Source organism: Chryseobacterium sp. BLS98 (genome assembly GCF_001045445.1).
Taxonomy (GTDB): Bacteria; Bacteroidota; Bacteroidia; order Flavobacteriales; family Weeksellaceae; genus Chryseobacterium.
The window spans coordinates 436,493-459,564 of sequence record NZ_LFNF01000005.1 but is presented as its reverse complement, the minus strand read 5'-3'; the positions used below and the strand labels follow the sequence as shown (position 1 = coordinate 459,564).

Annotated in this window: 22 protein-coding genes and 1 pseudogene; 16 read left to right on the top strand and 7 right to left on the bottom strand. The window is 37.9% G+C overall.

The features are described 5' to 3' along the window. Positions 1-61: 61 nt before the first annotated feature. A complete protein-coding gene (locus ACM40_RS19480; RefSeq protein WP_048504430.1) occupies positions 62-976 on the bottom strand; it encodes a helix-turn-helix domain-containing protein in 915 nt (304 codons plus the stop codon). A gap of 158 nt (positions 977-1,134) precedes the next feature. Then, the gene (locus tag ACM40_RS19475) at positions 1,135-1,650 is read right to left on the bottom strand and encodes a hypothetical protein (protein WP_048504429.1); all 516 of its coding nucleotides are present in this window, start codon (positions 1,648-1,650) and stop codon (positions 1,135-1,137) included. A 373-nt stretch (positions 1,651-2,023) separates the two neighbouring features. On the opposite strand from ACM40_RS19475, the gene ACM40_RS19470 reads away from it, so the two are divergent. Then, positions 2,024-2,200, top strand: a complete 177-nt coding sequence (locus ACM40_RS19470) for a histone H1 (RefSeq protein WP_040994607.1) — start codon at positions 2,024-2,026, stop codon at positions 2,198-2,200. 162 nt (positions 2,201-2,362) lie between these two features. Continuing rightward, positions 2,363-3,934 carry a M20/M25/M40 family metallo-hydrolase gene (locus ACM40_RS19465; RefSeq protein ID WP_048504428.1) on the top strand — a complete coding sequence of 524 codons (1,572 nt, stop codon included), beginning with the start codon at positions 2,363-2,365 and terminating at the stop codon, positions 3,932-3,934. Between the two features lie 78 nt (positions 3,935-4,012). Here ACM40_RS19465 and ACM40_RS19460 read toward each other — a convergent pair whose 3' ends face one another. The 3 genes from ACM40_RS19460 to ACM40_RS19450 are packed head-to-tail and all read right to left on the bottom strand — an operon-like array spanning position 4,013 to position 7,430. Beyond that, positions 4,013-4,603 carry an RDD family protein gene (locus ACM40_RS19460; protein ID WP_131705393.1) on the bottom strand — a complete coding sequence of 197 codons (591 nt, stop codon included), beginning with the start codon at positions 4,601-4,603 and terminating at the stop codon, positions 4,013-4,015. A gap of 12 nt (positions 4,604-4,615) precedes the next feature. Next, entirely contained in the window at positions 4,616-5,260 is a 645-nt protein-coding gene (locus ACM40_RS19455; RefSeq protein ID WP_048504426.1) for an HAD family hydrolase, read from the bottom strand. A 46-nt stretch (positions 5,261-5,306) separates the two neighbouring features. After that, complete coding sequence (locus tag ACM40_RS19450) at positions 5,307-7,430, bottom strand: Tex family protein (protein WP_048504425.1); 2,124 nt, start codon at positions 7,428-7,430, stop codon at positions 5,307-5,309. Between the two features lie 201 nt (positions 7,431-7,631). On the opposite strand from ACM40_RS19450, the gene ACM40_RS19445 reads away from it, so the two are divergent. From ACM40_RS19445 to ychF, 9 genes and pseudogenes are all read left to right on the top strand, one after another. Then, positions 7,632-8,309, top strand: coding sequence for a YceI family protein (locus ACM40_RS19445; protein WP_048504424.1), 678 nt, complete (start codon positions 7,632-7,634; stop codon positions 8,307-8,309). A 118-nt stretch (positions 8,310-8,427) separates the two neighbouring features. Further along, complete coding sequence (locus tag ACM40_RS19440; protein WP_048504530.1) at positions 8,428-8,739, top strand: GIY-YIG nuclease family protein; 312 nt, start codon at positions 8,428-8,430, stop codon at positions 8,737-8,739. Between the two features lie 156 nt (positions 8,740-8,895). Continuing rightward, complete coding sequence (locus tag ACM40_RS19435) at positions 8,896-9,159, top strand: DUF1294 domain-containing protein (protein ID WP_048504423.1); 264 nt, start codon at positions 8,896-8,898, stop codon at positions 9,157-9,159. Between the two features lie 182 nt (positions 9,160-9,341). Then, positions 9,342-11,147, top strand: a complete 1,806-nt coding sequence (gene typA, locus ACM40_RS19430) for a translational GTPase TypA (protein WP_040994613.1) — start codon at positions 9,342-9,344, stop codon at positions 11,145-11,147. 175 nt (positions 11,148-11,322) lie between these two features. After that, positions 11,323-11,373: pseudogene (locus ACM40_RS20925) on the top strand (bacteriocin-like protein); the annotation flags it as partial. Position 11,374: 1 nt separating this feature from the next. After that, complete coding sequence (locus ACM40_RS20690; protein WP_165579327.1) at positions 11,375-11,542, top strand: hypothetical protein; 168 nt, start codon at positions 11,375-11,377, stop codon at positions 11,540-11,542. Between the two features lie 159 nt (positions 11,543-11,701). Beyond that, on the top strand, positions 11,702-13,303 hold the full coding sequence (locus tag ACM40_RS19425; RefSeq protein ID WP_048504422.1) for a glycoside hydrolase family 10 protein: 1,602 nt from the start codon (positions 11,702-11,704) through the stop codon (positions 13,301-13,303). A gap of 198 nt (positions 13,304-13,501) precedes the next feature. Continuing rightward, positions 13,502-14,053, top strand: coding sequence for a ferritin (locus ACM40_RS19420; protein ID WP_048504421.1), 552 nt, complete (start codon positions 13,502-13,504; stop codon positions 14,051-14,053). 203 nt (positions 14,054-14,256) lie between these two features. After that, positions 14,257-15,348 carry a redox-regulated ATPase YchF gene (gene ychF, locus ACM40_RS19415; protein WP_048504420.1) on the top strand — a complete coding sequence of 364 codons (1,092 nt, stop codon included), beginning with the start codon at positions 14,257-14,259 and terminating at the stop codon, positions 15,346-15,348. Between the two features lie 121 nt (positions 15,349-15,469). On the opposite strand, the gene ACM40_RS20415 is transcribed toward ychF, so the two are convergent. Further along, positions 15,470-15,631: a bacteriocin gene (locus ACM40_RS20415; RefSeq protein ID WP_117614893.1), complete on the bottom strand. Its 162-nt coding sequence runs from the start codon at positions 15,629-15,631 to the stop codon at positions 15,470-15,472. 145 nt (positions 15,632-15,776) lie between these two features. Here ACM40_RS20415 and ACM40_RS19410 point away from each other — a divergent pair, with 145 nt between their 5' ends. The 3 genes from ACM40_RS19410 (at position 15,777) to cls (ending at position 19,177) form a co-directional block, all read left to right on the top strand. Then, on the top strand, positions 15,777-16,715 hold the full coding sequence (locus ACM40_RS19410) for a helix-turn-helix domain-containing protein (RefSeq protein WP_048504419.1): 939 nt from the start codon (positions 15,777-15,779) through the stop codon (positions 16,713-16,715). 97 nt (positions 16,716-16,812) lie between these two features. Then, positions 16,813-17,577 (top strand): SDR family NAD(P)-dependent oxidoreductase, encoded by a 765-nt coding sequence (locus tag ACM40_RS19405; RefSeq protein ID WP_048504529.1) that lies wholly within the window; start codon positions 16,813-16,815, stop codon positions 17,575-17,577. A gap of 133 nt (positions 17,578-17,710) precedes the next feature. Continuing rightward, positions 17,711-19,177, top strand: a complete 1,467-nt coding sequence (cls, locus tag ACM40_RS19400; RefSeq protein ID WP_048504418.1) for a cardiolipin synthase — start codon at positions 17,711-17,713, stop codon at positions 19,175-19,177. Between the two features lie 3 nt (positions 19,178-19,180). Here the strand turns inward: cls and ACM40_RS19395 are convergent, their stop codons facing one another. After that, positions 19,181-20,329 (bottom strand): methionine aminotransferase, encoded by a 1,149-nt coding sequence (locus ACM40_RS19395; protein ID WP_048504417.1) that lies wholly within the window; start codon positions 20,327-20,329, stop codon positions 19,181-19,183. 356 nt (positions 20,330-20,685) lie between these two features. On the opposite strand from ACM40_RS19395, the gene ACM40_RS19390 reads away from it, so the two are divergent. Next, positions 20,686-22,569, top strand: coding sequence for a DNA topoisomerase IV subunit B (locus ACM40_RS19390; RefSeq protein WP_048504416.1), 1,884 nt, complete (start codon positions 20,686-20,688; stop codon positions 22,567-22,569). An 85-nt stretch (positions 22,570-22,654) separates the two neighbouring features. Continuing rightward, positions 22,655-23,071, top strand: a complete 417-nt coding sequence (locus ACM40_RS19385) for a hypothetical protein (RefSeq protein ID WP_228376223.1) — start codon at positions 22,655-22,657, stop codon at positions 23,069-23,071. Position 23,072 lies beyond the last annotated feature (1 nt).

Below are 23,072 nucleotides of genomic sequence, written 5' to 3'. Positions count from 1 at the left end.
AAATCAGGAATACCGGAAATCAATTTTAAAAGACAAAGTAAAAATTACAAAAATCAAAGATTTAAAATGCGTTTTTAAATTTCAGAGGTGAAACTTCGGCATGTTTTTTAAAGAAATTATTGAAGTGGGAAGGCTGTTCAAATCCAAGAGTGTAGCCTATTTCTGCAATATCCCAGTTGGTGTATTTCAGGAGGTTTTTGGATTCTTCAAATACCCTTTCCTTGATGATCTGCGTGGTAGTAAGCTGCGTTACCGATTTTACTGAAGAATTCAAATGATTGACGTGCACGTTAAGATGGTCGGCAAAATCAGAAGCTGTCTTCAAAGCGAGAGGATAGGCTGGAGAATCCAACGGAAACTGCTTGTTGAGAAGCTCATCAAATAAGCGGTATAAGCGGATGTTAGCCGGAAGTTCATTAGGGTGGATATCATCTACACGGTTCTCCAGGGCAAGATGCATCACAGAGGCAAGATGACTTTTAATACTGCTGCAGCGGAACGGATACGTTGAGTTATTCAGCTTATACATTTGTTCAAAATAAAGGGTTGCCAGCTGGGTCTGTTCATCTGTTAAAAATACAATGGGCTTGCTCCATTCCTTGAAAAGAGAAGTCTTTTTAAATAGGTTGAATTCTGTATTCCCACTGAAAAACTCCTGATTGAACAGACAGAAATATCCTTCCTGAAAATTCCCCTCACATTCCCAGGAATACGGTATATTGGGTGAAGGAAAAAAGAGAGCAGGGCGATCAATATACAGCTTATGATGGCCATACTGGAAAGTTCCCTTCCCAATAATAAAGCTTACTTTATAATAATCGCGGCGGTTGTAGGGGCTTTTAAAGCTGCAGTATCTCCGCATTGAGACATTGAAATGGGATTTTCCTGTTTCAAAATCATCGGAATCAAACATTTTGATCTGCTCGTTTCGTACACGTTTGTAGTAATCCTCAATGGTTTCTAGCTGGTCGCTCATAATCTAAAAATTATAAAAATCAAAGATAAGTAAACCTGTATGATTTAATCCTGTTTTTAAGCAATGTAATCATAATGAATATAATAGTTTTTCTCAATATTCCTTCAAAAACGCTTTTATTCTATTATTTTATATAATAATAGTGGATAATTATAGGTTTAATTTTTATTGATTTCCAGACTCAAAATGTAAGATGGAAGCTGGAAAGGTCCGGCAGTGGCATCAGCAACAATAATAAAACCTGATTCTTTAAAAAATTCCAAGAGGGGATCATGGGTCATCATATTAAGCCATATGATATCCGTAAAGCTGGTTGCAGAACGACATTTTTTCCAAAGTGACTCTCTGACTTCCGGAGAATCAAATTCGGGAAGTATGGCAAAGCTAATTTCGGTTGCTCTTTTTCCTTCAGGCAGGGCAGGATGTGTGGAGCCACTTTTCAGAATGCCGTATCCGGCAGGCTTTTCATCTGCATAGGTAATAATAAGCTGGTTGGAGAGATCATTCAGGTCATTGATCATTTTTCTGGGATCAATATCATTAGCTATATATTTTTTGATATCTTCTTCCGGAACCTGCTCTTTGTGCAGGGTATAAACTGATGAATCGATAATGGTTATAAGATCAGAAATGCCTTCTTCAGAACCCACAGTAAATTTTGAAATTATATTCATGAATCTTTTTTATTCAAATTTAGAAGATTATTGTATTCAAAAGGGATACAGTTTTCATTAATTTAGCCATTACAGTTTTTTGCTTAAAGTTTTATAGAAAATTGAGATTACAATACGGTGTACAGCATTTCAAGAACCGGCAACTTTGGAATAAAAATAAATAGCTCAGATTGATGAATGAAAAATAGTTGGATTCCACCTCCAAAGCCCTATAAAATTTAAAGAAAGCCCGGAATTTTTAATTTTAATGTAAAGAAAACCAGGTGGATGGTCAAATAGCAGAAAAAAATAACATTTTAACTCAAACTTTTTCTTTCTCAGTTAGGCTGGAATTACCATAAAACCTATATTTGCAGCCTAAATTTTAAAAATAATGAAAGAACTAATTGAAAAAATTAACGCTGAATTCGAAGCGTTCGCAACTGAGGCTAACCAACAAGCAGAAAAAGGAAACAAAGCTGCAGGTACAAGAGCTCGTAAATCAGCTTTGGAACTTAGCAAACTGTTCAAAGAATTCAGAAAAGTTTCTGTAGAAGAAGCTAAAAAATAATTCGTTCCCCGGCCGGCTCACTGAGCCGGCTTTTTTTCTCCATAATTTCTCCTGAAAGGCGAAAGCAAATTGGCAAATAAGCCTTTATACTCTTTTGTCTTTTCGCCTATAATTTCTTCATTTTTTCGTCTTTTTCCCTATCTTTAGCATTCAATATATGTTATGAAGATAAATAGATTTTTTGCTTTGCCTGCCGTTGTGTTGGCTGCCCAGTTCTCATGGGCTCAGGTGAAAGTTGATCCAAAAGAAAAGCTGGATCCTATTGTAAAAAGCTTTGTGGATGAAATCAATAACAGTTCTCAGCTGGAAAATATGGCTTATGAACTTCTGGACGGTATCGGCCCCAGACTTGTGGGAACGCCGCAAATGTTGGCCGCCAATGAATGGTCTGCTGCTAAACTCCGTTCATGGGGGATAGAATCCAGCCTTCAGCAGTTTGGAACCTGGAAAGGGTGGCAGCGCGGAATTACCCATGTAGATATGACCTATCCCCGTGTAAAATCATTAATAGCAACCCAGCTTGCATGGAGCCCGGCAACGAAAAAAGCAGTAGAAGCTGAGGTGATTATCCTTCCGAAAGTTTCTTCCAAAGCTGAATTTGATGCATGGATTCCCTCTACGAAAGGGAAAATTATCCTGATAGCACAATATCAGAAGATCGGGCGTTCCGATGAGCAGATCAAGGAATTTGCAACCCCGGAACTGTACGAAAAACTGAAAGCAGAAAAAGAGCAGGCAGCAAAAGACTTCCGCGACTATGTAAAAAATATCGGCTATGATAACAATACCCTTCCCGAAGCTTTGGAAAAAGCGGGAGCAGCAGGAATTGCCATTTCCAACTGGACAGGAATCATGGGCGCCAACAGGATTTTCGGAGCAAAAACATCAAAAATTCCAATGATCGACATTGATGTGGAAGATTATGGCATGCTTTACAGAATGGCAGAAAAAGGAGCGAAACCTAAGATCAGAATCGAAGCCCAGTCTAAAGTTCTTCCTGAAGCAAAGAGTTTTAATACGATCGGGATTATCAAGGGAAAAGAAAAGCCTGAAGAATATGTGATCCTTTCTGCGCATCTGGACTCCTGGGATGGAGCCCAGGGAGCAACAGACAACGGAACAGGAACACTGACCATGCTGGAAACCATGAGAATATTGAAAAAATATTACCCGAACAATAAAAGGACTATAGTGATAGGACTGTGGGGAAGTGAAGAGCAGGGATTAAACGGTTCGCGAGGGTTTGTCGCAGACAATCCGCAGATTATAAAAGGAGTGCAGGCAGTATTCAATCAGGATAACGGAACGGGACGGGTGGTTAATATCAGCGGTCAGGGATTTGTGGATTCTTACAGCTATATTGGGAAATGGCTGAACGGAGTTCCGAAAACGGTGAGAGACCAGATTAAAACAGATTTTCCGGGAATGCCGGGCGGTGGGGGCTCCGACCATGCTTCGTTCGTAGCAGCGGGAGTGCCGGGATTCTCTTTAAGTTCTCTGAACTGGGGATATTTCGGCTATACATGGCACACAACAAAAGATACGTACGATAAAATCGTTTTTGATGAAGTGAAAAACAATGTGGTTTTAACAGCTGCACTGGCTTATATGGCATCAGAAGATCCTGAATTTACCAGCAGAGAAAAAAGGGTGCTGCCTCAGGATGATAAAGGGGAAACGGTAAAATGGCCTGAAGTAAAGCAGCCGAGAAGGGATTCCAAAGATTTTAAGTAAAGATATCAGATGTTAGATGTCAGACATAAGATTACATTAATATGAGTTTTCAAGCTTAAAAAATAAAGGCTGTACAGATTATTGTGCAGCCTTTGTCTTTTCCTTATAAAGTAATTTTTTTATTTCTTCAATTTTACTTTCCTTAACAATATAAGTTTTACAAATTGTATTATTCATATGCATGCTGAAATTCATCAGAGTAGTTTCCTTTTCCCATGTATGGGTTGTTGGAGGGATATAGTCTGTAAATACCGGCCAAAAATTTGTAAGACACAGAAAATTTCTTTTTAATGATAATAGTAGATCAGGATAATTTCCAAAATCATCAAGCACCTTTATTTTAAATATTCTTTTACCGAAGGTAGTTCCCCAAAATACTTCACATAAAGCTCCCCCAATAATAACACAGGGAATTGAGTACAGAAAACTGATCACAGGTGTCTTCTTAAACAAAAACAGAAAAGTAAGAAACAAAGGCAACATATCGATAAGTTTTGCAAACAATCTTTCTCTTTCGTTACCTTTATAGGTAGGTTCGTAAGGAAAATCATATTCAAAAGATTTGTAAATCCTATTGCCCATTTGGTCAAATTGACGGGTTGCCCTTCGAATAATTCTTTTATCCTTAAGCTCAGATATTTTAATGATTTTTATTTGTTTCTTCTCCAAAGTTTATAATTCTTAGGATTGAATAAGATAAAGTTCTATGTCCGAAAACTTTGAAATGGCAGGCTTATATTCAGAAGTATTCAATTTCCCAAAGCCATATTCACAGAAAATAAACGGCAAATTATTGGTTTTTGAAGAATTGTAATCAGTCTGTGTATCACCAATATAAATTGTGTTTTCGGGCTTTAAATCATTTCTTTCCATAATCAGCTTAATATTTTCAGCTTTTGGCTTGTTGGTCCGGCCATAAGATTCAAAATCTGTAAATAGATCATTAAATTTATTATAGGCTAAAAATGATTCTATATAGCCGTCCTGACAGTTGCTGACAATGAAAAGACTGTGTTTTTTTGCCAGGCTTTTCAGCGCTTTTTCTACACCGTCATAAAGAATGCCACCATATTGATGCAGAACTCTATTTTCTTCCTGTACGATTTCCGAAAGAACCTCATGAACCATCTGATTAGAAATGTCGGGAACCATATCTTTTAAAATATGATCGGCCAGCAAGCCCATATACTGATTCATATCTTCAGGTTTTAAATCTTGTTTGATTAACCTGTGCTTATTTAATACATCATTCCAGATTTTAATGATTGTGGCTCTGGAATCCCAAAGTGTTCCGTCCAGGTCGAAAATTAAATTTTTATATTTCAAGGTATGATTACTTTGTTAGGTTATACTATTGAAGATTTACAGATAACTATAAAATCATGCTTAGCTGTACTCTTTTTCTGGCCTCATCTACTTCCGTGACTTTTACACGGACGTGCTGGTGGAGCTTTACCACCTCGTTTACATCAGATACAAAACCGTCTTTCAGCTGGGAAATATGAACAAGGCCGCTTTCTTTGATTCCCATATCTACAAAACATCCGAAAGCGGTAATATTATTGACAATCCCGGGAAGGATCATTCCGGGCTTTAAATCTTTTATGCTTTTTACATTGGGATCAAATTCAAATACTTTAGCTGCTTTCCTAGGATCTAATCCCGGTTTTTCAAGCTCTTTCAGTATATCTTTAATTCCGAGGATCCCTATTTCCTCGGTCACATAATTTTCAGGCTTTACCAAAGCTGTTTTTTCTTTACTGGCAATAAGTTCATCAGTTTTAATACCCAAATCTTTGGCCATTTTTTCTACAATTCCATAAGCTTCGGGATGTACAGCAGAATTGTCGAGCGGGTTTTTGGCATTGGCAATTCTTACAAAGGCGGCTGCCTGCTGGTAGGCTTTTTCACCAAGTCTCGGAACTTTCTTCAATTGCTTTCTGTCTTCAAAAGCACCATTTTCCGTCCGGTAGCTGATGATATTCTCTGCCATTTTCTCTCCAATTCCGGAAACGTAACTCAAAAGTGATTTACTTGCGGTATTTAAGTTGATTCCCACAGAGTTTACGCACTTCATCACGGTAGAATCAAGTTCGTTTTTCAATTGGGTCTGGTCTACATCATGCTGGTATTGTCCTACACCAATTGATTTTGCATCAATTTTTACCAGTTCAGCCAGAGGATCAGCCAGCCTTCTCCCGATAGAAACGGCACCCCGTACCGTCACATCATAAGACGGAAATTCATCTCTTGCAATTTTACTTGCAGAATACACCGATGCACCTGCCTCCGAAACCACAAAAACCTGCAAAGGCTTATCAAAAGCGATTTTTTTAATGAAAAACTCTGTTTCACGGCTTGCCGTTCCGTTTCCGATCGAGATGGCTTCAATGTTGTAGGCGTTCACCATAGAACGGATCTTTTTCATGGCCATTCCGCTTTCATTCTGAGGGGCGTGAGGGTAGAGGGTTTCATTATGCAGAAGATCTCCTTTTTCATCAAGGCAAACTACTTTGCAGCCGCTTTTGTATCCCGGATCAATTGCCAGAATCCTTTTTTCTCCCAAAGGTGGGGCCAGAAGCAGCTGGCTCAGGTTTTCAGAAAATATTTCAATGGCTTTTTTATCTGCTTTTCCTTTAGCTTCCTGTAAAGCTTCGTTGGAAATAGCAGGTTCCAGAAGTCTTTTATAACTGTCTTTTATAGCCAGGGCGATCTGCTCTGAACTTTCATTGTTAGATTTAATGATGGCTTTTTCAATAAAATCGACGGCTTCTTCTTTGTCAATGCCAATATTCACTTTGACAAAACCTTCGGATTCTGCTCTGAGCATGGCAAGAAGCCTGTGAGAAGGAGTTCTGTTAAGATTTTCTTCCCATTCGAAATACTGGGAAAATTTCTGTGCCTCTTCTTCCTCTTTTTTGGCTTTAACGGCTTTGGAAGTGATTACTGCCTTGCGCTGGAACAGGCGGCGGAGATTTTTACGCACATACATATTTTCGTTAATCCATTCCGCCATAATATCTCTTGCTCCCTGAAGCGCTTCTTCTTCAGAGGGAACATCATTAGTAAGGTATTTGGATGCCAGAAACGTCAAGTCACTATTTTTCTGGCTCATAATGATTTTTGCCAAAGGTTCCAGACCTTTTTCCTTTGCAGTATCCGCCTTTGTTTTTCTGCGTTTTTTGAAAGGAAGGTATAAGTCTTCAAGCTCTACGATGTCAAAGCTTTCTTCAATTCTCTGCTTTAATTCCGGGGTTAAATCATTCTGTTCTTCAATTGATTTTAAAATGCTTTCCTTTCGCTTTACAATTTCTTCAAACTGTTTGCTTATTTTTGAGATCTGTTCGATCTGGACTTCGTCAAGGTTTCCGGTCTTATCTTTTCTGTAACGGGAAATAAAAGGAATGGTGCAGTCTTCTGCTAATAACTGGAGGGTATTGCTGATGCTTTTTTCAGGGAGATCAAGAATTTGTTTTATATAGCTTGTTGTGTTCATTTTAAATTTTAAACAGCTAAAATAGGTAATTTTACTATGGAGTGAAATAATTTCAGACGGTCATTTCAGGTGGTGATATCTTATGTAAGAATAAAATTTTTTATTTCTTGATGTATGTTAAGGTAATATGTGGTATCGTTTTTCTATTTTTGAAACCTGAAATTTAAATTTTAATTAAATTTTTTTAAAACAATAAATAATATGAAAAAACTTAGTGTAATTGCATTGGTAGGAGTAGGATTGCTTACAGCTTCTTGTAATAAAGACAAATCAGCAGATACTGCTGCTACGGCTACGGAACAGAAAGTGGCAGAAAGCAAAGGGGAAGTATTGGCAGTGGATGTGGCTACCTCAGTAGTTAACTGGAAAGCTTTCCACAAAGGGGGAATGGCTCCTCGTTGGGGAACACTTAACGTAAAATCAGGAGATCTTAGCGTTGAAGGAGGCCAGCTAACTGCCGGAAACTTTATAATCGATATGAATACTATCAAAGTAGATCCTGCTTCAGTAACAGAAAAAGATAAAAAGCCAGGAGATCTTGAAGCTCACCTGAAAAACCCTGACTTCTTTGATGTAGCGAAAAACCCTACTTCAGATTTCAAAATTACAAGTGTTACAGATCTGAAAGATGCCCCTAAAGATGCAATTGCAGGAGCTAATAAAACAGTAAGCGGAAACCTTACATTATCAGGAAAAACAATGAATGTAACGTTCCCTGCTAAAGTAGATGTAACAGATAATTCAGCTTCTGTTCAGGCTAAATTTACAGTAAACAGAGCAGACTGGGGACTTAAATTTGGTACTTCTGAGGCAGATCCTGCTGAATGGATGATCAGCAAAGACATTGAGATCGGTGTTGATGTAAAGGCTAAAAAATAATTTTGTTAGATACAAACAATACGAAGGCTGCTTTTTTATAAAAGCAGCTTTTTTTATGAATCCGAGAAAATCAAGCCACCCGAATAATAAAAATTTTTATATTTATGAAAACGCCAATATGAAACAAAAAATCCAGGGCTGGATGTATATTTTATTATGTGCTGACGGAAGTTATTATACCGGGAGTATAAATGATCTTGAACGTAGAATTCTTCAGCATCAGGCAGGCGAGGGTTCGAATCATACGAAAAAAAGACTTCCTGTTAAACTTATCTATTTTGAAGAGTATGAACGTATTGATCTTGCTTTTTACCGGGAGAAGCAGGTACAGGGCTGGAGTCGTAAGAAAAAAGAAGCTTTGATTAACGGGCACCCTAAATTGCTGCCTCAGCTGGCAATAGCTTACAGAGACTTACTTTCTGAAGGATAAGGTGGCTTCGAGTGCCTCAGCCACCTTTTAAAATACAGCCGGAAAATAGCTTTGTTTACATTCATAATAAAATAAAACAATTTTGTATCATAAGGACGAATATAAGGTGGCTGAGGCACTCGAAGCCACCGTTTATTTAATTACTACTTTTGTACTATGATCATTTTATATATCCTAATTACATTAAACCTGCTTGTGTTCATCGTTTTTGGATGGGACAAAAGGCTTTCAGTCAAACATAAAAGAAGAATCCCGGAAAGCACACTTTTAGGAATAACTTTTATAGGAGGAACTGTGGGAGCAGTTTTAGGAATGCTTATTTTCAGGCATAAAATTGCCAAAATGTCTTTTTTACTAAAATTTGCCATTATAGTTTTGGTTCAGGCTATATGTGTTTATTTTTTCAAAAAATATTATTAAGATTAATTTTAAAGTTTAATAGCATATTCTAAACTTTAATTGATTTAATTTATAAAAACTTCAATTTTAAAGCTTTAACAGGGCGGAGTGGTGAACTTCCTCATTATGAATTTGTTAATTAATCCATATTCTTGCTCATTATTCATTAAAAAACACTATTTTTGCACCCGTAAAAATCATTCATGCAAAACATTAGAAATATTGCGATTATCGCACACGTTGACCACGGGAAGACGACTTTGGTTGACAAGATTATTCATGCTACAAACATTTTCAGAGAAAATCAGGAAAGTGGAGAATTAATAATGGATAACAATGACCTTGAAAGAGAAAGAGGGATTACGATCTTATCCAAAAATATTTCTGTTACCTATAAAGACACTAAGATTAATGTAATTGATACTCCTGGTCACGCCGATTTCGGGGGTGAGGTAGAAAGAGTTTTGAAAATGGCGGATGGGGTAATTCTATTGGTTGATGCCTTTGAAGGACCAATGCCTCAGACAAGATTCGTACTTCAGAAAGCATTGGAATTAGGACTTAGACCTTTGGTGGTGATCAATAAAGTAGATAAGCCAAACTGCCGTCCGGATGAGGTTCACGATCAGGTATTTGACTTATTTTTCAACCTTGAAGCTACGGAAGAGCAGTTGGATTTTCCAACGTTCTACGGATCTTCAAAACAAGGTTGGTTCAACACTTCATTAGAGCAAACTGAAGATATTTTACCATTATTAGATGGGATCTTACAATATGTTCCTGCACCGAAAGTAACAGAAGGTAACCTTCAGATGCAGATCACTTCCCTTGATTATTCTTCATTCTTAGGAAGAATTGCAATCGGGAAAGTAACAAGAGGTGAACTTAAAGAATCTCAATGGATTGGTCTTGCGCAGGCAGACGGAAAAGTGGTAAAAGGAAAAGTAAAGGAACTTTATGTTTTCGAAGGTTTAGGAAAGAAAAAAGTAACTGAAGTACAGGCAGGAGATATCTGTGCTGTTGTTGGTTTCGATTCCTTCCAGATCGGGGATTCATTCGTAGATCTTGAAAATCCTGAACCATTGGAAAGAACTGCAATTGATGAGCCTACATTGAACATGACGTTTTCTATCAACAATTCACCTTTCTTCGGAAAAGACGGTAAATATGTAACTTCCAACCACCTGAAAGAAAGATTGACAAAAGAACTTGAGAAAAACCTTGCATTAAGAGTTCAGCAGACTGATGATGCCAATACTTTCCTTGTTTTCGGTAGAGGTATTCTTCACTTATCGGTTTTGATCGAAACAATGAGAAGAGAAGGTTACGAAATGACCATCGGTCAGCCACAGGTTATCCTGAGAGAAATTGATGGTGAGAAATGTGAGCCTTACGAATCTTTGGTTGTTGACGTTCCTGAAGAATATGCTTCAAGAGTGATCGATCTGGCAACTCAGAGAAAGGGTGATCTTCACATTATGGAAACTAAAGGTGAAATGCAGCATATGGAATTCGAAATTCCTTCAAGAGGTTTGATCGGACTACGTTCTCAGATGTTGACAGCTACTGCAGGTGAAGCTATCATGGCACACCGTTTCACAGAGTATAAGCCTTTCAAAGGAGCAATCCCTGGAAGAAACAACGGGGTATTGATCAGCAAAACGCAAGGTCCTGCTACAGAATATTCTATTGCTAAACTACAGGACAGAGGTAAATTCTTCGTTGATCCGGGAGAGGAAATCTATGCAGGGATGATCATCGGTGAACAAAACAAACCTGGAGATCTGGTAGTAAACATCGTGGAGGCAAAACAGCTGAACAACATGAGAGCTTCAGGAAAAGATAAAGATACCGGTGTTGCACCTAAAATCTTATTCTCACTGGAAGAATGTATGGAATACATCCAGGGTGATGAAGCCATTGAAGTAACTCCAAACTTCATCAGAATGAGAAAGAAACTCCTTTCCGAAGAAGAAAGAAAAAGAGTGGAAAGATCAGCAAAAGCATAAGAAATTCTTATATATATATTTAGAAAGGCCCCAAATTTTTCGGGGCTTTTTTGTTGAATTTAGGAAGATAGATTTTTCAGTTATTTGTGATAATTTTTAATTAGTTATTAAATTATTTGTGTGGTATGGAATAATTTATATATTTGTAATCTAATTTTAAAAAACTATTATAAATATGAAAAATTTGAAAAAAATTTCGAGAGTTTACTTAAAAAGCATTACAGGTAATGGAGGGGATCTTGATGAAGCTTGTTGTGAAGGAAGTGATGGAGGAGGCAGTGGTTGCAAACGATGTGTATCTTGCTCTAATAGACAGGGTAGCCAATCTTGTTATACAGATCCAAATGGAGATTGTCAAAAAGCTTCAAGTATGGCAGCAGCATTATGTTAGTTAATACTTAAATACTTGCTTTTGGCTTTAAATTTAATATCATTTCCCACTCATTGTAGTGGGAATTTTATTTTAAAATAGTATTAAACTAAGAGAAATTATTGTCATACTATATATAAGGTTCTTTTGACGGGTTTTAAAAAATTGAGCTATTTTTGTAATTATGAAAATAATCAATATAAAAATAATCTGTCTTTTAGGAGTTGCCATTTCAATAAGTAATTCATGCTCCGTACAGAACAATACGATAAAAACAACACCAGCCAAGCATACCAGCAATATCACAAAACCAAAAGATCCGGTTACCACAGTAAAACCTGTAACGCCAGTATCGCCGGATGATGAAAACTTCAGAACAGTTCTTCCGGAGGTTAAAAGAGAATTTCGTGGAGCCTGGATCGCCAGTGTAGCCAATATCAACTGGCCTTCAAGAAATAATTTAACGGTTGATCAGCAGAAAGCAGAAGCCATCAGTATGCTCGATATGTTGAAAGATAATAATTTCAATGCGGCAATTTTCCAGATCAGACCTTCTGCAGATGCTCTCTATACAAGTAATATAGAACCATGGTCATACTTTCTGACCGGGCAAACAGGAACCGCCCCTTACCCAAACTATGATCCTCTTCAGTTCTGGATAGAAGAAGCCCATAAAAGAGGTTTGGAGCTTCATGTATGGCTAAACCCTTACCGTGCCCATCATACCAATGGAGGAGCGGTAAACAGCCTGTCTATGGTTAATAAGCTTTCTGATATTGTTGTCAGATTAAAGAACGGAATGTATTGGTTCGACCCGGCTAACCCTAAAACACAGGGCCATGTTTCCAATGTTGTAAAAGATATTGTGAAAAGATATGACATTGATGCCATCCATTTTGATGATTATTTTTATCCTTATGCTACCTACAACAGAGGAGCGGATTTTCCCGATAATGCAACCTGGAACGAATACTTGAGAAATGGCGGAACACTATCCAGGGCAGACTGGAGAAGAGATAACGTCAATAAATTTGTAGAAAGGATTTATAAAGAAATCCACGCTGAGAAAGATTATGTTAAATTTGGAATCAGCCCGTTCGGAATATGGAAACCCGGATATCCTGCAGGAATTGTGGGATCTTCTCAATACGACGAATTATACGCAGATGCAAAATTATGGCTGAATAAAGGCTGGATCGATTATTTTTCTCCACAGCTTTATTGGCCTATCGATGCTCAGGGTCAGGGCTTTGAAGCGTTGCTGAACTGGTGGAAATCTGAAAACACAATGAACCGCCATCTCTGGCCGGGACTTAATACCGTTGAAATTAAAGTATCAGACCGCCCGACAGAAATTAAAAATCAGATTGAGATTTCCAGAAAGGTTTTAAAGAATGAAGCCGGGGAAATCCATTGGAGCATTGCGGGACTAACGAAAAATGTCAACATGTTGCCGACCCTGAAAAACGGACCTTACAGCGAAAAAGCATTAGTTCCGAAAACGCCATGGATAAAAGCCATTCCATTACAAACCCCGACTTTATTTACAAAAGATAACGGAAGCTTTATTCAGGCAAGCTGGAGCACAAAAAACATCGGAAACGTCTTCCAATGGATTCTTTTCACTCAATATAACGGAGTCTGGGAAACAGAAATCCTTACATTGGACAACCTTTCAAGAGACATTCCGAAATCTAAAGGCGGCAGAAAACTGAATGCAGTTGCTATAAAAGCAGTGGACAGACTTGGAAATGAAAGCGACTACATGGCAAGGAAAGTTAAATAAAAAATTAATTCAATAGAATAAGGAAAACCGGTTCAGAAAAAGAACTGGTTTTTATTTTAGAATAACTATAAATTATTAGCTTAAATGAATGGAGATCAGTTCTATATAAATGAAATTTAAAGTAAATAGTTAAAAATAAACTCCGGACGGAATCATTTTTGCATTATTATTTCCATAATCACCAAAAAATATATCATTATGAATACCAACAGACTTTCCCCGACTATTGAAAAAGCATTAAGCGATCAAATGAACAAAGAAATTCACGCGTCGCATGTTTTTTTATCTTACGGGATCTGGGCAGACGATAAAGGATATCAGGGAATTGCCAATTTCCTTTACAGACATGCCCAGGAAGAAAGAAATCATTCTATTAAATTTATGGAATACGTGCTCAACAGAGGAGGGAAACCAAAAGTAGAAGCTATCCCGGCTCCTCCTGCAGATCCTGAATCTTTAACAGCATGTTTTGACGGTGTCTTTAAACACGAAGTTGACAATACTACAGCCATTTACAGAATTGTAGACCTGGCACTGGAAGAAAAAGACTGGGCCACCTGGAACTTTATGCAGTGGTTTGTACAGGAACAGATTGAAGAAGAAACATTAGCCAGCAACCTCATCGATAAACTGAAAATTGCAGGGGGTGACCGTGCTACGGATGAATCTTTATTCACTTTAGATAAAACATTACAGGAAGCTCCCAACGACGTGCCTTTGGCACAGGATGCTACCGGAGATAACCCATAAAAACCAAATGGGTGAACAAAAAATTATTCAAAATCTGCCAAATACTGGCAGATTTTTTTTATTATGAAACTCCCTTTAAAATCACTATCTTTGCAGGCTGAAAGTTCAGTGGTCCGAAGCTGATAAAGAATAAACTTTAAACATCAGACTTTAACCTGTAAGCTGAACAGCATCATTGAATATTAAACTTTGAATTTTACAATATGAAATGTGGAATTGTAGGCCTTCCGAATGTAGGTAAATCAACTCTTTTTAACTGCTTAAGCAATGCTAAAGCACAGTCCGCAAACTATCCTTTCTGTACCATAGAGCCGAACTTAGGAACGGTATCAGTACCGGATCAGAGATTATTTGAGCTTGAAAAAATAGTGAATCCGGAGAGAGTATTGCCCGCTGTAGTTGAAATCGTTGATATTGCAGGTCTTGTAAAAGGAGCCAGCAAAGGAGAAGGATTGGGAAACCAGTTTCTTGCCAATATCCGCGAATGTGAAGCCATTATCCATGTTTTAAGATGCTTTGATAATGGAAATATCATCCACGTTGAAGGTTCTGTAGATCCGCTGAGAGATAAAGAGATTATCGACATCGAATTACAGCTTAAAGATCTTGAAACTGTCGGAAAAGCTGTAGAAAAAGCCAAAAAATTCATTAAGTCAGGTAAAAAAGACGATATTCTTGTTTACGAAACACTTCAAAGCCTGGAAAAATTTATTGAAGACGGTAAAAATGCAAGAGAATTTCCTGTAAACGACCTGACTCAGCCTATTATTGATGATATCCAGCTTTTAACCAAAAAGCCTGTGCTGTATGTTTGTAATGTAGACGAAAATTCTATCAAAAACGGTAACGAATGGATAGGAAAAATAGAAGCTATGGCTAAAAGTGAAGGCGCAGAGATTGTTGTTCTGGCAGCCCAGATTGAAGCAGATATCAATGAGCTGGAAACTTTTGAAGAAAGAGAAATCTTCCTTGAAGAGCTGGGACTTACTGAGCCTGGCGTTAACCGTCTGATCAGAAAAGCTTACGACTTATTGAAACTTCAGACCTATTTTACGGCTGGAGTGAAAGAAGTGAGAGCATGGACAATCGGGCAGGGATGGACCGCTCCACAGGCTGCGGGAGTAATCCACACAGATTTCGAAAAAGGATTCATCCGCGCAGAAGTAATCAAATATAACGATTATATTAACTATGGCTCCGAAGTAAAAGTTAAAGAAGCCGGAAAGCTTTCTGTAGAAGGTAAAGAATATATCGTTCAGGATGGCGACATCATGCATTTTAGATTCAACGTATAAGAAAATATTAAAGTTAGTTTGTAATAGAAAAATGCTTTAGGGATAATCTCTGGAGCATTTTTCCTTTTTTATCACTCCTAAAAAAGCCATCCTTATACAGAATGGCTCTTTTAATTTTTTATTAAGGTTCTATCCCTGGTCTGCATTGCAGCTGTGCACAGCCTATTGATATTTTGCTGCAGGCACCGGTCATGGGATCAATACAGTCCATTAATCCACCAGTAATGCTTCTTAATTGCTTTTTGTTCAGTTTTTTTCCTTTTGCTAAATTTTGATTTTTCATAAGTTTTGATTTTTAATGAGTTAGTTTAAAACTAAGGTAAGAAAAATATGTATAGGTATATCACATGAGGTAGAAAAATGTAAAAATATTTTTTCTGCTTCAATCTGGTTAACTTTGTATATTTGAATTTTACAAATAGTCAGTTATGGAAAAAATCACTCATACCTCCCTTGAAGATTTTTATAAAGAGATGACGGCCAAACTGGGAAAAGATCTTGAAAGTATTTTTCCGAAAGGACTTCATAAAGATATCGGGCATTTTAATGTGTTTGATATCCGGCAGACTATTGAAAGAGTGAAGACTACTGCAGAAATGCCTTATAACAGGAGGAAATACTATAAAATAAGCCTGATCAGGGGAAAGAACAGGGCAGAATATGCTGATAAAGTCATCGCAATCAAAAAAAATGCTTTGTTATTTGCAACTCCAAAAGTTCCTTATCATTGGGTACCCGAAGATCCCGATCAGTCGGGAAGTTTCTGTGTATTTACAGAAGATTTTTTCATTAAGGCGCAATCACGGTTTTCACTGGAAGACCTGCCGATTTTTCAGCCGGGAAATATCCCTGTGTTTGAAATTAATGATGAGCTGGCAGATGAAATAGAAATTTTGTTTACAAAAATAAAAAAGGAAATAGCATCCGATTATATTTTTAAATATGACTTAATCCGGAACTACGTTCTGGAGCTGATTCATTACGGACAGAAGCTGCAACCTGCAGCAAAACTCTCCGCTTCAAATGATGCTTCATTAAGAGTGGTTTCGTTATTCATCGAGCTTCTGGAAAGACAGTTTCCAATCGAGTCTTCAGATCAGAGACTGGAACTGAAAACGGCAAAAGATTATGCAGACCGGCTGGCCGTTCATGTAAATTACCTGAATAAAAAGCTTAGGGAAAGTACCGGAAAAACGACTACGGAATTTATTGCTGACCGCGTGATCCAGGAAGCTAAAATTCTTTTAAAACAAACAAAATGGAATGTTTCCGAAATATCCTATGCACTGGGTTTTGAAGAAATTGCCCATTTTTCCAATTTCTTTAAAAGAAAAACTTCTTTTACTCCTATGGAATTCCGCTCATGATTTGAATTTTACAAATTTCAGATTGATTCGGGCAAACATTTCTTCGGTGGAATTCTCCAACTTTGTACCATTAAATATTACCAAACAATATAAAAAGATGAATACAAAAACAAAAATTGCATTAATCACCGGAGGAAGCCGCGGGCTTGGAAAAAATGCAGCCCTTAAGATTGCCCAAAAAGGACTGGACGTCATTATTACCTATAAAAACAGCCGTGAAGAAGCTGATGCTGTAGTCAGCGAAATAAAGGCATTGGGACAGAATGCAGCCGCTTACCAGCTGGACACCAGGGATGTAAAAAGCTTTGATGCATTTGTGAAAAGTGTTACAGACCACCTGAAAACCGAAACGGGAAGCCCAAACATAGATTTCCTGATCAACAATGCGGGAACAGCCTTATATTCTCCCATTACAGAAACCACTGAAGAACAGTTGGACGACATTGTCAATGTTCATTTTAAAGGCGTTTTCTTTCTGACTCAGAAAATGCTTCCTTTTATCAATGACGGTGGAGGAATCATCAATATTTCATCAGGACTTGCAAGATTTGCCCTGCCGGGATCGTCCGTTTATGGTTCTATGAAAGCCGGTGTGGAAATGTTGACCAAATATATGGCAAAAGAGCTTGGTTCCCATAAAATAAGAGCAAACGTTATTGCGCCGGGTGCTATTGAAACTGATTTTGGTGGTGGAAGAACAAGGGATGATCAGAATGTAAATTCAATGATTTCCGGTGTTACTGCATTGGGAAGAGCCGGACTACCGGATGACATCGGTGGAGTTGTAGCTTTTCTTTGTACCGACGATGCCGGATGGATCAACGGACAGAGAATAGAAGCTTCAGGAGGAATGTTCTTGTAGAAATAATTACATCGTATAGTTTAAAAAAACCAGTTCTAAAAAGGGCTGGTTTTTTTGAATATAATAAGGTAAACGAAAAGTCACGGATCTTTTAACAAATTTAACTATCTTTAGTATTCACAAAGTTATTCCTATGATAAAAGAGTTTTTCGACCAGTTTCCCTATATTCTTGTAGGGCTAGAGATTCTTTATCTTGTCGGAATTATTTTTCTGGCCGGTAAGATCATCATGGATACCAAAAATACGAGTAAGACCCTTGCTTATCTCTTGCTGATTATCTTTATTCCGATTTTAGGGATTATCATCTACTTTGTATTTGGGGTTAACTACCGCAAAAATAAATTTTATACCTTCAAAATAGAGCGGAACGAGCAGGTTTATCAGGCTGTGAGCACTTATATCCGGGAAACCCATTACAAAACTTTGGAAAAGTATAAAAATGAAGTAGATCCGTTTTTAACCACTGTTAATTTTCTTTACAATGCCGGTCACTCTCCACTGTCACAGGGAAATCATGCGGAAATCCTGATCAATGGGGAAGGTAAATTTGAAAAAGTATTTAAAGTCATTGAAGGAGCGGTTCACCATATCCACCTTGAATATTATATTTATGATAATGATGAAATAGGAAACAGGCTTGCTGATCTGCTGATCAAAAAGGCAAAAGAGGGGGTAATCATCCGTTTTCTTTATGATGATATGGGTAGTGGGAAAATCGGGCGCCAGCTTTTGAAAAGGCTGAAAGAAGGAGGTATTCAGGTATCTCCGGTCAATAAAATCACCTTCAGGCTTCTCGCGAACAGGGTCAATTACAGGGACCACAGAAAGATCATTATTGTGGATGGTGCAGAAGTTTTTACAGGCGGAATCAATGTTTCTGATAAGTATATTAATCCTAATCCCCATCAGTATTGGAGAGATGTTCATCTTTATATGAAAGGTGAGGCGGCTTTTTACTTCCAGTTTTTATTTTTCAGCAACTGGATTTTTGCAACGGAGAAAGTTCCTGAAATTTCCCAGCTTTACTTTGATCATAAAAGTAAGGAAAAAGGAAACTCACTTATTCAGACGGCAGCCAGCGGACCGGATACCAAACCTTCCATTATGCTCAGTACCGCATCAGCAGTGCTTTCGGCTAAAAAACGAATATATATTGTCACCCCTTATTTCATTCCGGTAGAAACTGTGCTGAACGCAATTAAACAGGCTGCCATTTCCGGGGTAGATGTGAGGCTTATGGTGCCTAAGTCCGGTGATTCAAGAGTGGTGAATGCAGCGGCCTATTCTTACTACGAAGAGCTGCTCGAGAATAAGGTGAGGATTTTCTTTTACAAAAAAGGTTTTATTCATGCGAAAACAATGATTATAGATGATCATTTTTCATGTGTGGGCACGGCCAATATGGATGTAAGAAGTCAGGAACTGAATTTTGAGGTCAATGCGCTGATTTTTAATAAAGAAATCAATGAAGAGCTTCAGGATCTGTTTCATGGAGATATGAACGATTGTGAAGAAATTCATTACAATTCATGGAGAAAAAGGCCAAAATACAAAGTCTTCTTTGAGCATATGGCCAGGCTTCTTTCTCCGCTGATTTGACATTTAAAGCCTGGAAAGGTTTTCTATTGCTTTTTCCAGTGTTTCCTGTTTTTTTGCAAAGCATAGCCGGATCACGTGATCATTCCTTTTGTTTTTATAAAAAGATGAAAAAGGAACGCTGGCCACTTTATGACGGATCGTAAGCTCAGAAGCAAAATCGAAATCATTTTTATCGGATATTTTATCATAGGTAAGAGCCTGGAAGTAGGTTCCCTCACAGTCCAGAAGCCCGAAAGAGGTTCCCGCAAGGCCTTTTCTCAGGAAATCTCTTTTTTCCTGGAAGAAACCGTTCAGCTGGCTGTAATGCTCATCATTTTTCATATATTCAGCCAAAGCAAGCTGGATAGGGGTATTCACACAGAAAACATTGAACTGGTGTACTTTTCTGAATTCATCAGTGAGATTTTTTGGAGCAGCACAATAACCTGTTTTCCAGCCCGTAACATGGAAAAGCTTTCCAAAGGAAGCAATCAGGAGACTTCTTTCCTTAAGTTCAGGATACCTGCAGATGCTCAGATGTTGTTTTCCGTCAAATACAATGTTCTCATATACTTCATCACTCAGAATAAGAATTGAAGTATCTTTTACAAGCTTGATCAGTTCCTGCAGGTCATTCTCTTTTAAAATCTTTCCGGAAGGATTATTTGGGTTATTCAGGATGATCATTTTGGTTTTATCGCTCACCAGGCCTTTTACTGTATTCCAGTCGATCTCATAATCCGGAGCTTTCATCTCAAAACGTTTTACAATTCCTCCAAAAAGTTCTACTGTTGGCTCATAACAGTCGTAAGCAGGCTCAAAAATAATAACTTCATCGTCTTTCTTTACAAAAGCGGCAATGGCTGTAAAAATGGCCTGAGTTCCTCCTGCGGTCACAGTAATCTCGGAATCGGGATGATAAACGGCACGGTGGCTATTCTCTATTTTTCTGGCAATTTCCTCCTTGAGCGGCATCATTCCCCCCAGCGGAGCATATTGGTTGAATCCTTTCTGAATAAAATTGTTGACCAGATCCAGCAGTTCAGGATCCGGCATAAAATCCGGAAATCCCTGGGAAAGATTGATGGCCTCATTTTCATTGGCGAGCTGTGTCATCTGGCTGAAAATAGTAGTTCCTACATTCGAAAGCTTGGATAATGGAAGTTGTATCATGAAGATCGGTTTATGGATCCGAATTTAATTTATTTTTCGCAATCATGAAACAGAAAGATATAAAAAGACTGTTTGGAAAGAATAATCCCGCTGTTTTATTCCAAATTTTCAATTTTGTGTAAAAACTCATTCTTTTTACGCATAAAAACATCCGGTAAGTTGCTTTTAAAAATCATGAAATGAAAAAATGAGAAAAGAATAAATAATTTTTTCACTTCAAATTGATTAATTCTGTGAATACAGAATTTGATTAAGAATAGTACATTATTTCAGGTTAAAAATTGAAAAAAACGGATCGAAAAAATTCGGATAATTTTGTACAATTTCGTACTTTTGTATGTTTGCTGAAATTACATATGTCACAAGAAATAAATCCAATCTACTCCGAAGATAATATCAGAACCCTCGATTGGCAGGAACACATCCGTTTGCGCCCCGGAATGTACATCGGGAAGCTCGGGGATGGCTCCTCTGCTGATGACGGTATTTACATACTGCTGAAAGAAATTCTCGATAACTCTATCGATGAGTTCAGGATGAAAGCAGGAAAAAGAATTGAAATAAAACTGGATGACGGTAAAGTTACCATCCGTGACTTTGGCCGAGGGATTCCCCTGGGAAAAGTTGTAGATGCTGTTTCTAAAATGAATACGGGTGGTAAGTATGACAGCAAGGCCTTCAAAAAATCGGTCGGACTGAACGGAGTAGGTACCAAAGCCGTTAATGCCCTTTCAGAATATTTCCGGGTACGCTCTTTCCGTGAAGGAAAAATGAAGATGGCCGAGTTTTCCAGAGGAATTATAACGGAAAATTACGATGAAAAAGATACCTCAGACCGCAATGGGACTGAAATTTCCTTTATTCCGGACGGGGAGATCTTCCTTCATTTCAAATACAGAAAGGAATACATAGAGAAAATGCTGCGCAATTATGCGTATCTGAACCCGGGGCTGAAAATTCTTTTCAACGGGGAAACCTATTATTCTGAAAATGGTCTTAAAGATCTTTTGGAAGAAGAAATGGAGAACGAAATTCTGTACTCCATCGTTCACCTGAAAGACACCGATATAGAATTGGCGATCACCCATTCCGACAAATCACAGACAGAAACTTATTTTTCTTTCGTAAACGGACAGAACACCACGCAGGGAGGAACGCACCTTAATGCCTTCCGCGAAGCGTATGTAAAAACGATCCGCGAATTCTTCAATAAAAATTTTGATGCCTCAGACATCAGGAAATCTATTATTGCAGCCATTTCTATCAATGTAGAGGAGCCTGTATTCGAATCCCAGACCAAAACAAAGCTGGGTTCCAATGATATGGGACCGAATGGTCCTACCGTAAGGACATTCATCATTGATTTTCTGAAAAGTAAGCTGGATAATTTCCTTCACAAAAATCCTGAAATTGCCGAAGCAATCCAACGAAAAATCCTGATCTCCGAAAGAGAAAGAAAAGAACTTTCAGGAATTCAGAAACTGGCAAGAGAAAGAGCTAAAAAAGTATCCCTTCACAATAAAAAGCTCCGGGATTGCAGACAGCATTATAACGACCAGAAAAATGAAAGAAAAGGGGAGACCCAAATCTTCATTACCGAGGGAGATTCTGCATCCGGATCCATTACCAAGTCCAGGGATGTGGAAACCCAGGCCGTATTCTCATTAAAAGGAAAACCGCTGAACTGCTATGGGCTGACTAAAAAAGTGGTGTACGAAAATGAAGAATTTAACCTCCTTCAGGCCGCTTTGAATATTGAAGAAAGCCTTGAAGATCTACGATATAACCAGGTGATTATCTCCACCGATGCCGATGTGGATGGTATGCACATCCGTCTGCTGATGATTACATTCTTCCTTCAGTTTTTCCCTGATCTGATCAAGAATGGACACCTTTATATTCTTCAGACCCCATTGTTCCGGGTGAGAAATAAAAAGGAAACAAGATACTGCTACACCGAAGCGGAAAGAATAAAAGCACTGAACGAGCTTGGTAAAAACCCGGAGATCACCCGATTTAAGGGTCTGGGAGAGATTTCTCCGGACGAGTTCAAGCACTTCATTGGCAAAGATATCCGTCTGGAGCCCGTGGTAATAGGAAAAGATCAGACAATAGATCAGTTGCTGGAATTCTATATGGGGAAGAATACACCGGACAGGCAGGTGTTTATTCTTGAAAACCTTGTTATAGAAGATCCCGATATTGATAAAAAAGAAATGCTGGATGAGGTAGCAGGCTAATACTAAACTAAAACACCTATCACAAATGAGACTTAGCAACCGCAACAAAGCTTCAATTTACAATTTTGCTCATACATTACTTGTAATGATGGCCATATTTGGAATTGCAGCATTTTTGTTGAACGAATACAGATTCCACGCTGTAGGAAATGAAAGTTATATTTTCCTTATTGTTCCCATCCTGCTGCTGGTGATTTTTCACCTTAACGGCAGGCAGATATTTGAGTATGACAGTGATGGAGAGGCTCTGAACTTTAAGAACAGGAATATCATTCCTTTTTTAGACAGGCCGCTTCATGACGAATTTCCCAAATATAAACTGATAAAATATGAGATTGTCCGTATTTTTTTTATTAAAAGACTATACGTTACCATTTCAAGTAAAAATACAGGTTCTACCATACTCAAATATGAAATATCCTATTTGAGCCAAAAAGAAATAAACGATTTAAAACTCTCTCTGAATAAAGTAGTAAAAACTAATAAAGAGAATAACGATTAAA

Bases quoted from the DNA above. Each gene is read 5' to 3' on its own strand.
- ACM40_RS19480 (WP_048504430.1), bottom strand. From the start codon at position 976: ATGAGCGACCAGCTAGAAACCATTGAGGATTACTACAAACGTGTACGA.
- ACM40_RS19475 (WP_048504429.1), bottom strand. From the start codon at position 1,650: ATGAATATAATTTCAAAATTTACTGTGGGTTCTGAAGAAGGCATTTCT.
- ACM40_RS19470 (WP_040994607.1), top strand. From the start codon at position 2,024: ATGAAAGAACTAATTGAAAAAATTAACGCTGAATTCGAAGCGTTCGCA.
- ACM40_RS19465 (WP_048504428.1), top strand. From the start codon at position 2,363: ATGAAGATAAATAGATTTTTTGCTTTGCCTGCCGTTGTGTTGGCTGCC.
- ACM40_RS19450 (WP_048504425.1), bottom strand. From the start codon at position 7,430: ATGAACACAACAAGCTATATAAAACAAATTCTTGATCTCCCTGAAAAA.
- ACM40_RS19445 (WP_048504424.1), top strand. From the start codon at position 7,632: ATGAAAAAACTTAGTGTAATTGCATTGGTAGGAGTAGGATTGCTTACA.
- ACM40_RS19440 (WP_048504530.1), top strand. From the start codon at position 8,428: ATGAAACAAAAAATCCAGGGCTGGATGTATATTTTATTATGTGCTGAC.
- ACM40_RS19435 (WP_048504423.1), top strand. From the start codon at position 8,896: ATGATCATTTTATATATCCTAATTACATTAAACCTGCTTGTGTTCATC.
- typA (WP_040994613.1), top strand. From the start codon at position 9,342: ATGCAAAACATTAGAAATATTGCGATTATCGCACACGTTGACCACGGG.
- ACM40_RS20690 (WP_165579327.1), top strand. From the start codon at position 11,375: ATGGAGGGGATCTTGATGAAGCTTGTTGTGAAGGAAGTGATGGAGGAG.
- ACM40_RS19425 (WP_048504422.1), top strand. From the start codon at position 11,702: ATGAAAATAATCAATATAAAAATAATCTGTCTTTTAGGAGTTGCCATT.
- ACM40_RS19420 (WP_048504421.1), top strand. From the start codon at position 13,502: ATGAATACCAACAGACTTTCCCCGACTATTGAAAAAGCATTAAGCGAT.
- ychF (WP_048504420.1), top strand. From the start codon at position 14,257: ATGAAATGTGGAATTGTAGGCCTTCCGAATGTAGGTAAATCAACTCTT.
- ACM40_RS20415 (WP_117614893.1), bottom strand. From the start codon at position 15,631: ATGAAAAATCAAAATTTAGCAAAAGGAAAAAAACTGAACAAAAAGCAA.
- ACM40_RS19410 (WP_048504419.1), top strand. From the start codon at position 15,777: ATGGAAAAAATCACTCATACCTCCCTTGAAGATTTTTATAAAGAGATG.
- ACM40_RS19405 (WP_048504529.1), top strand. From the start codon at position 16,813: ATGAATACAAAAACAAAAATTGCATTAATCACCGGAGGAAGCCGCGGG.
- cls (WP_048504418.1), top strand. From the start codon at position 17,711: ATGATAAAAGAGTTTTTCGACCAGTTTCCCTATATTCTTGTAGGGCTA.
- ACM40_RS19395 (WP_048504417.1), bottom strand. From the start codon at position 20,329: ATGATACAACTTCCATTATCCAAGCTTTCGAATGTAGGAACTACTATT.
- ACM40_RS19390 (WP_048504416.1), top strand. From the start codon at position 20,686: ATGTCACAAGAAATAAATCCAATCTACTCCGAAGATAATATCAGAACC.
- ACM40_RS19385 (WP_228376223.1), top strand. From the start codon at position 22,655: ATGATGGCCATATTTGGAATTGCAGCATTTTTGTTGAACGAATACAGA.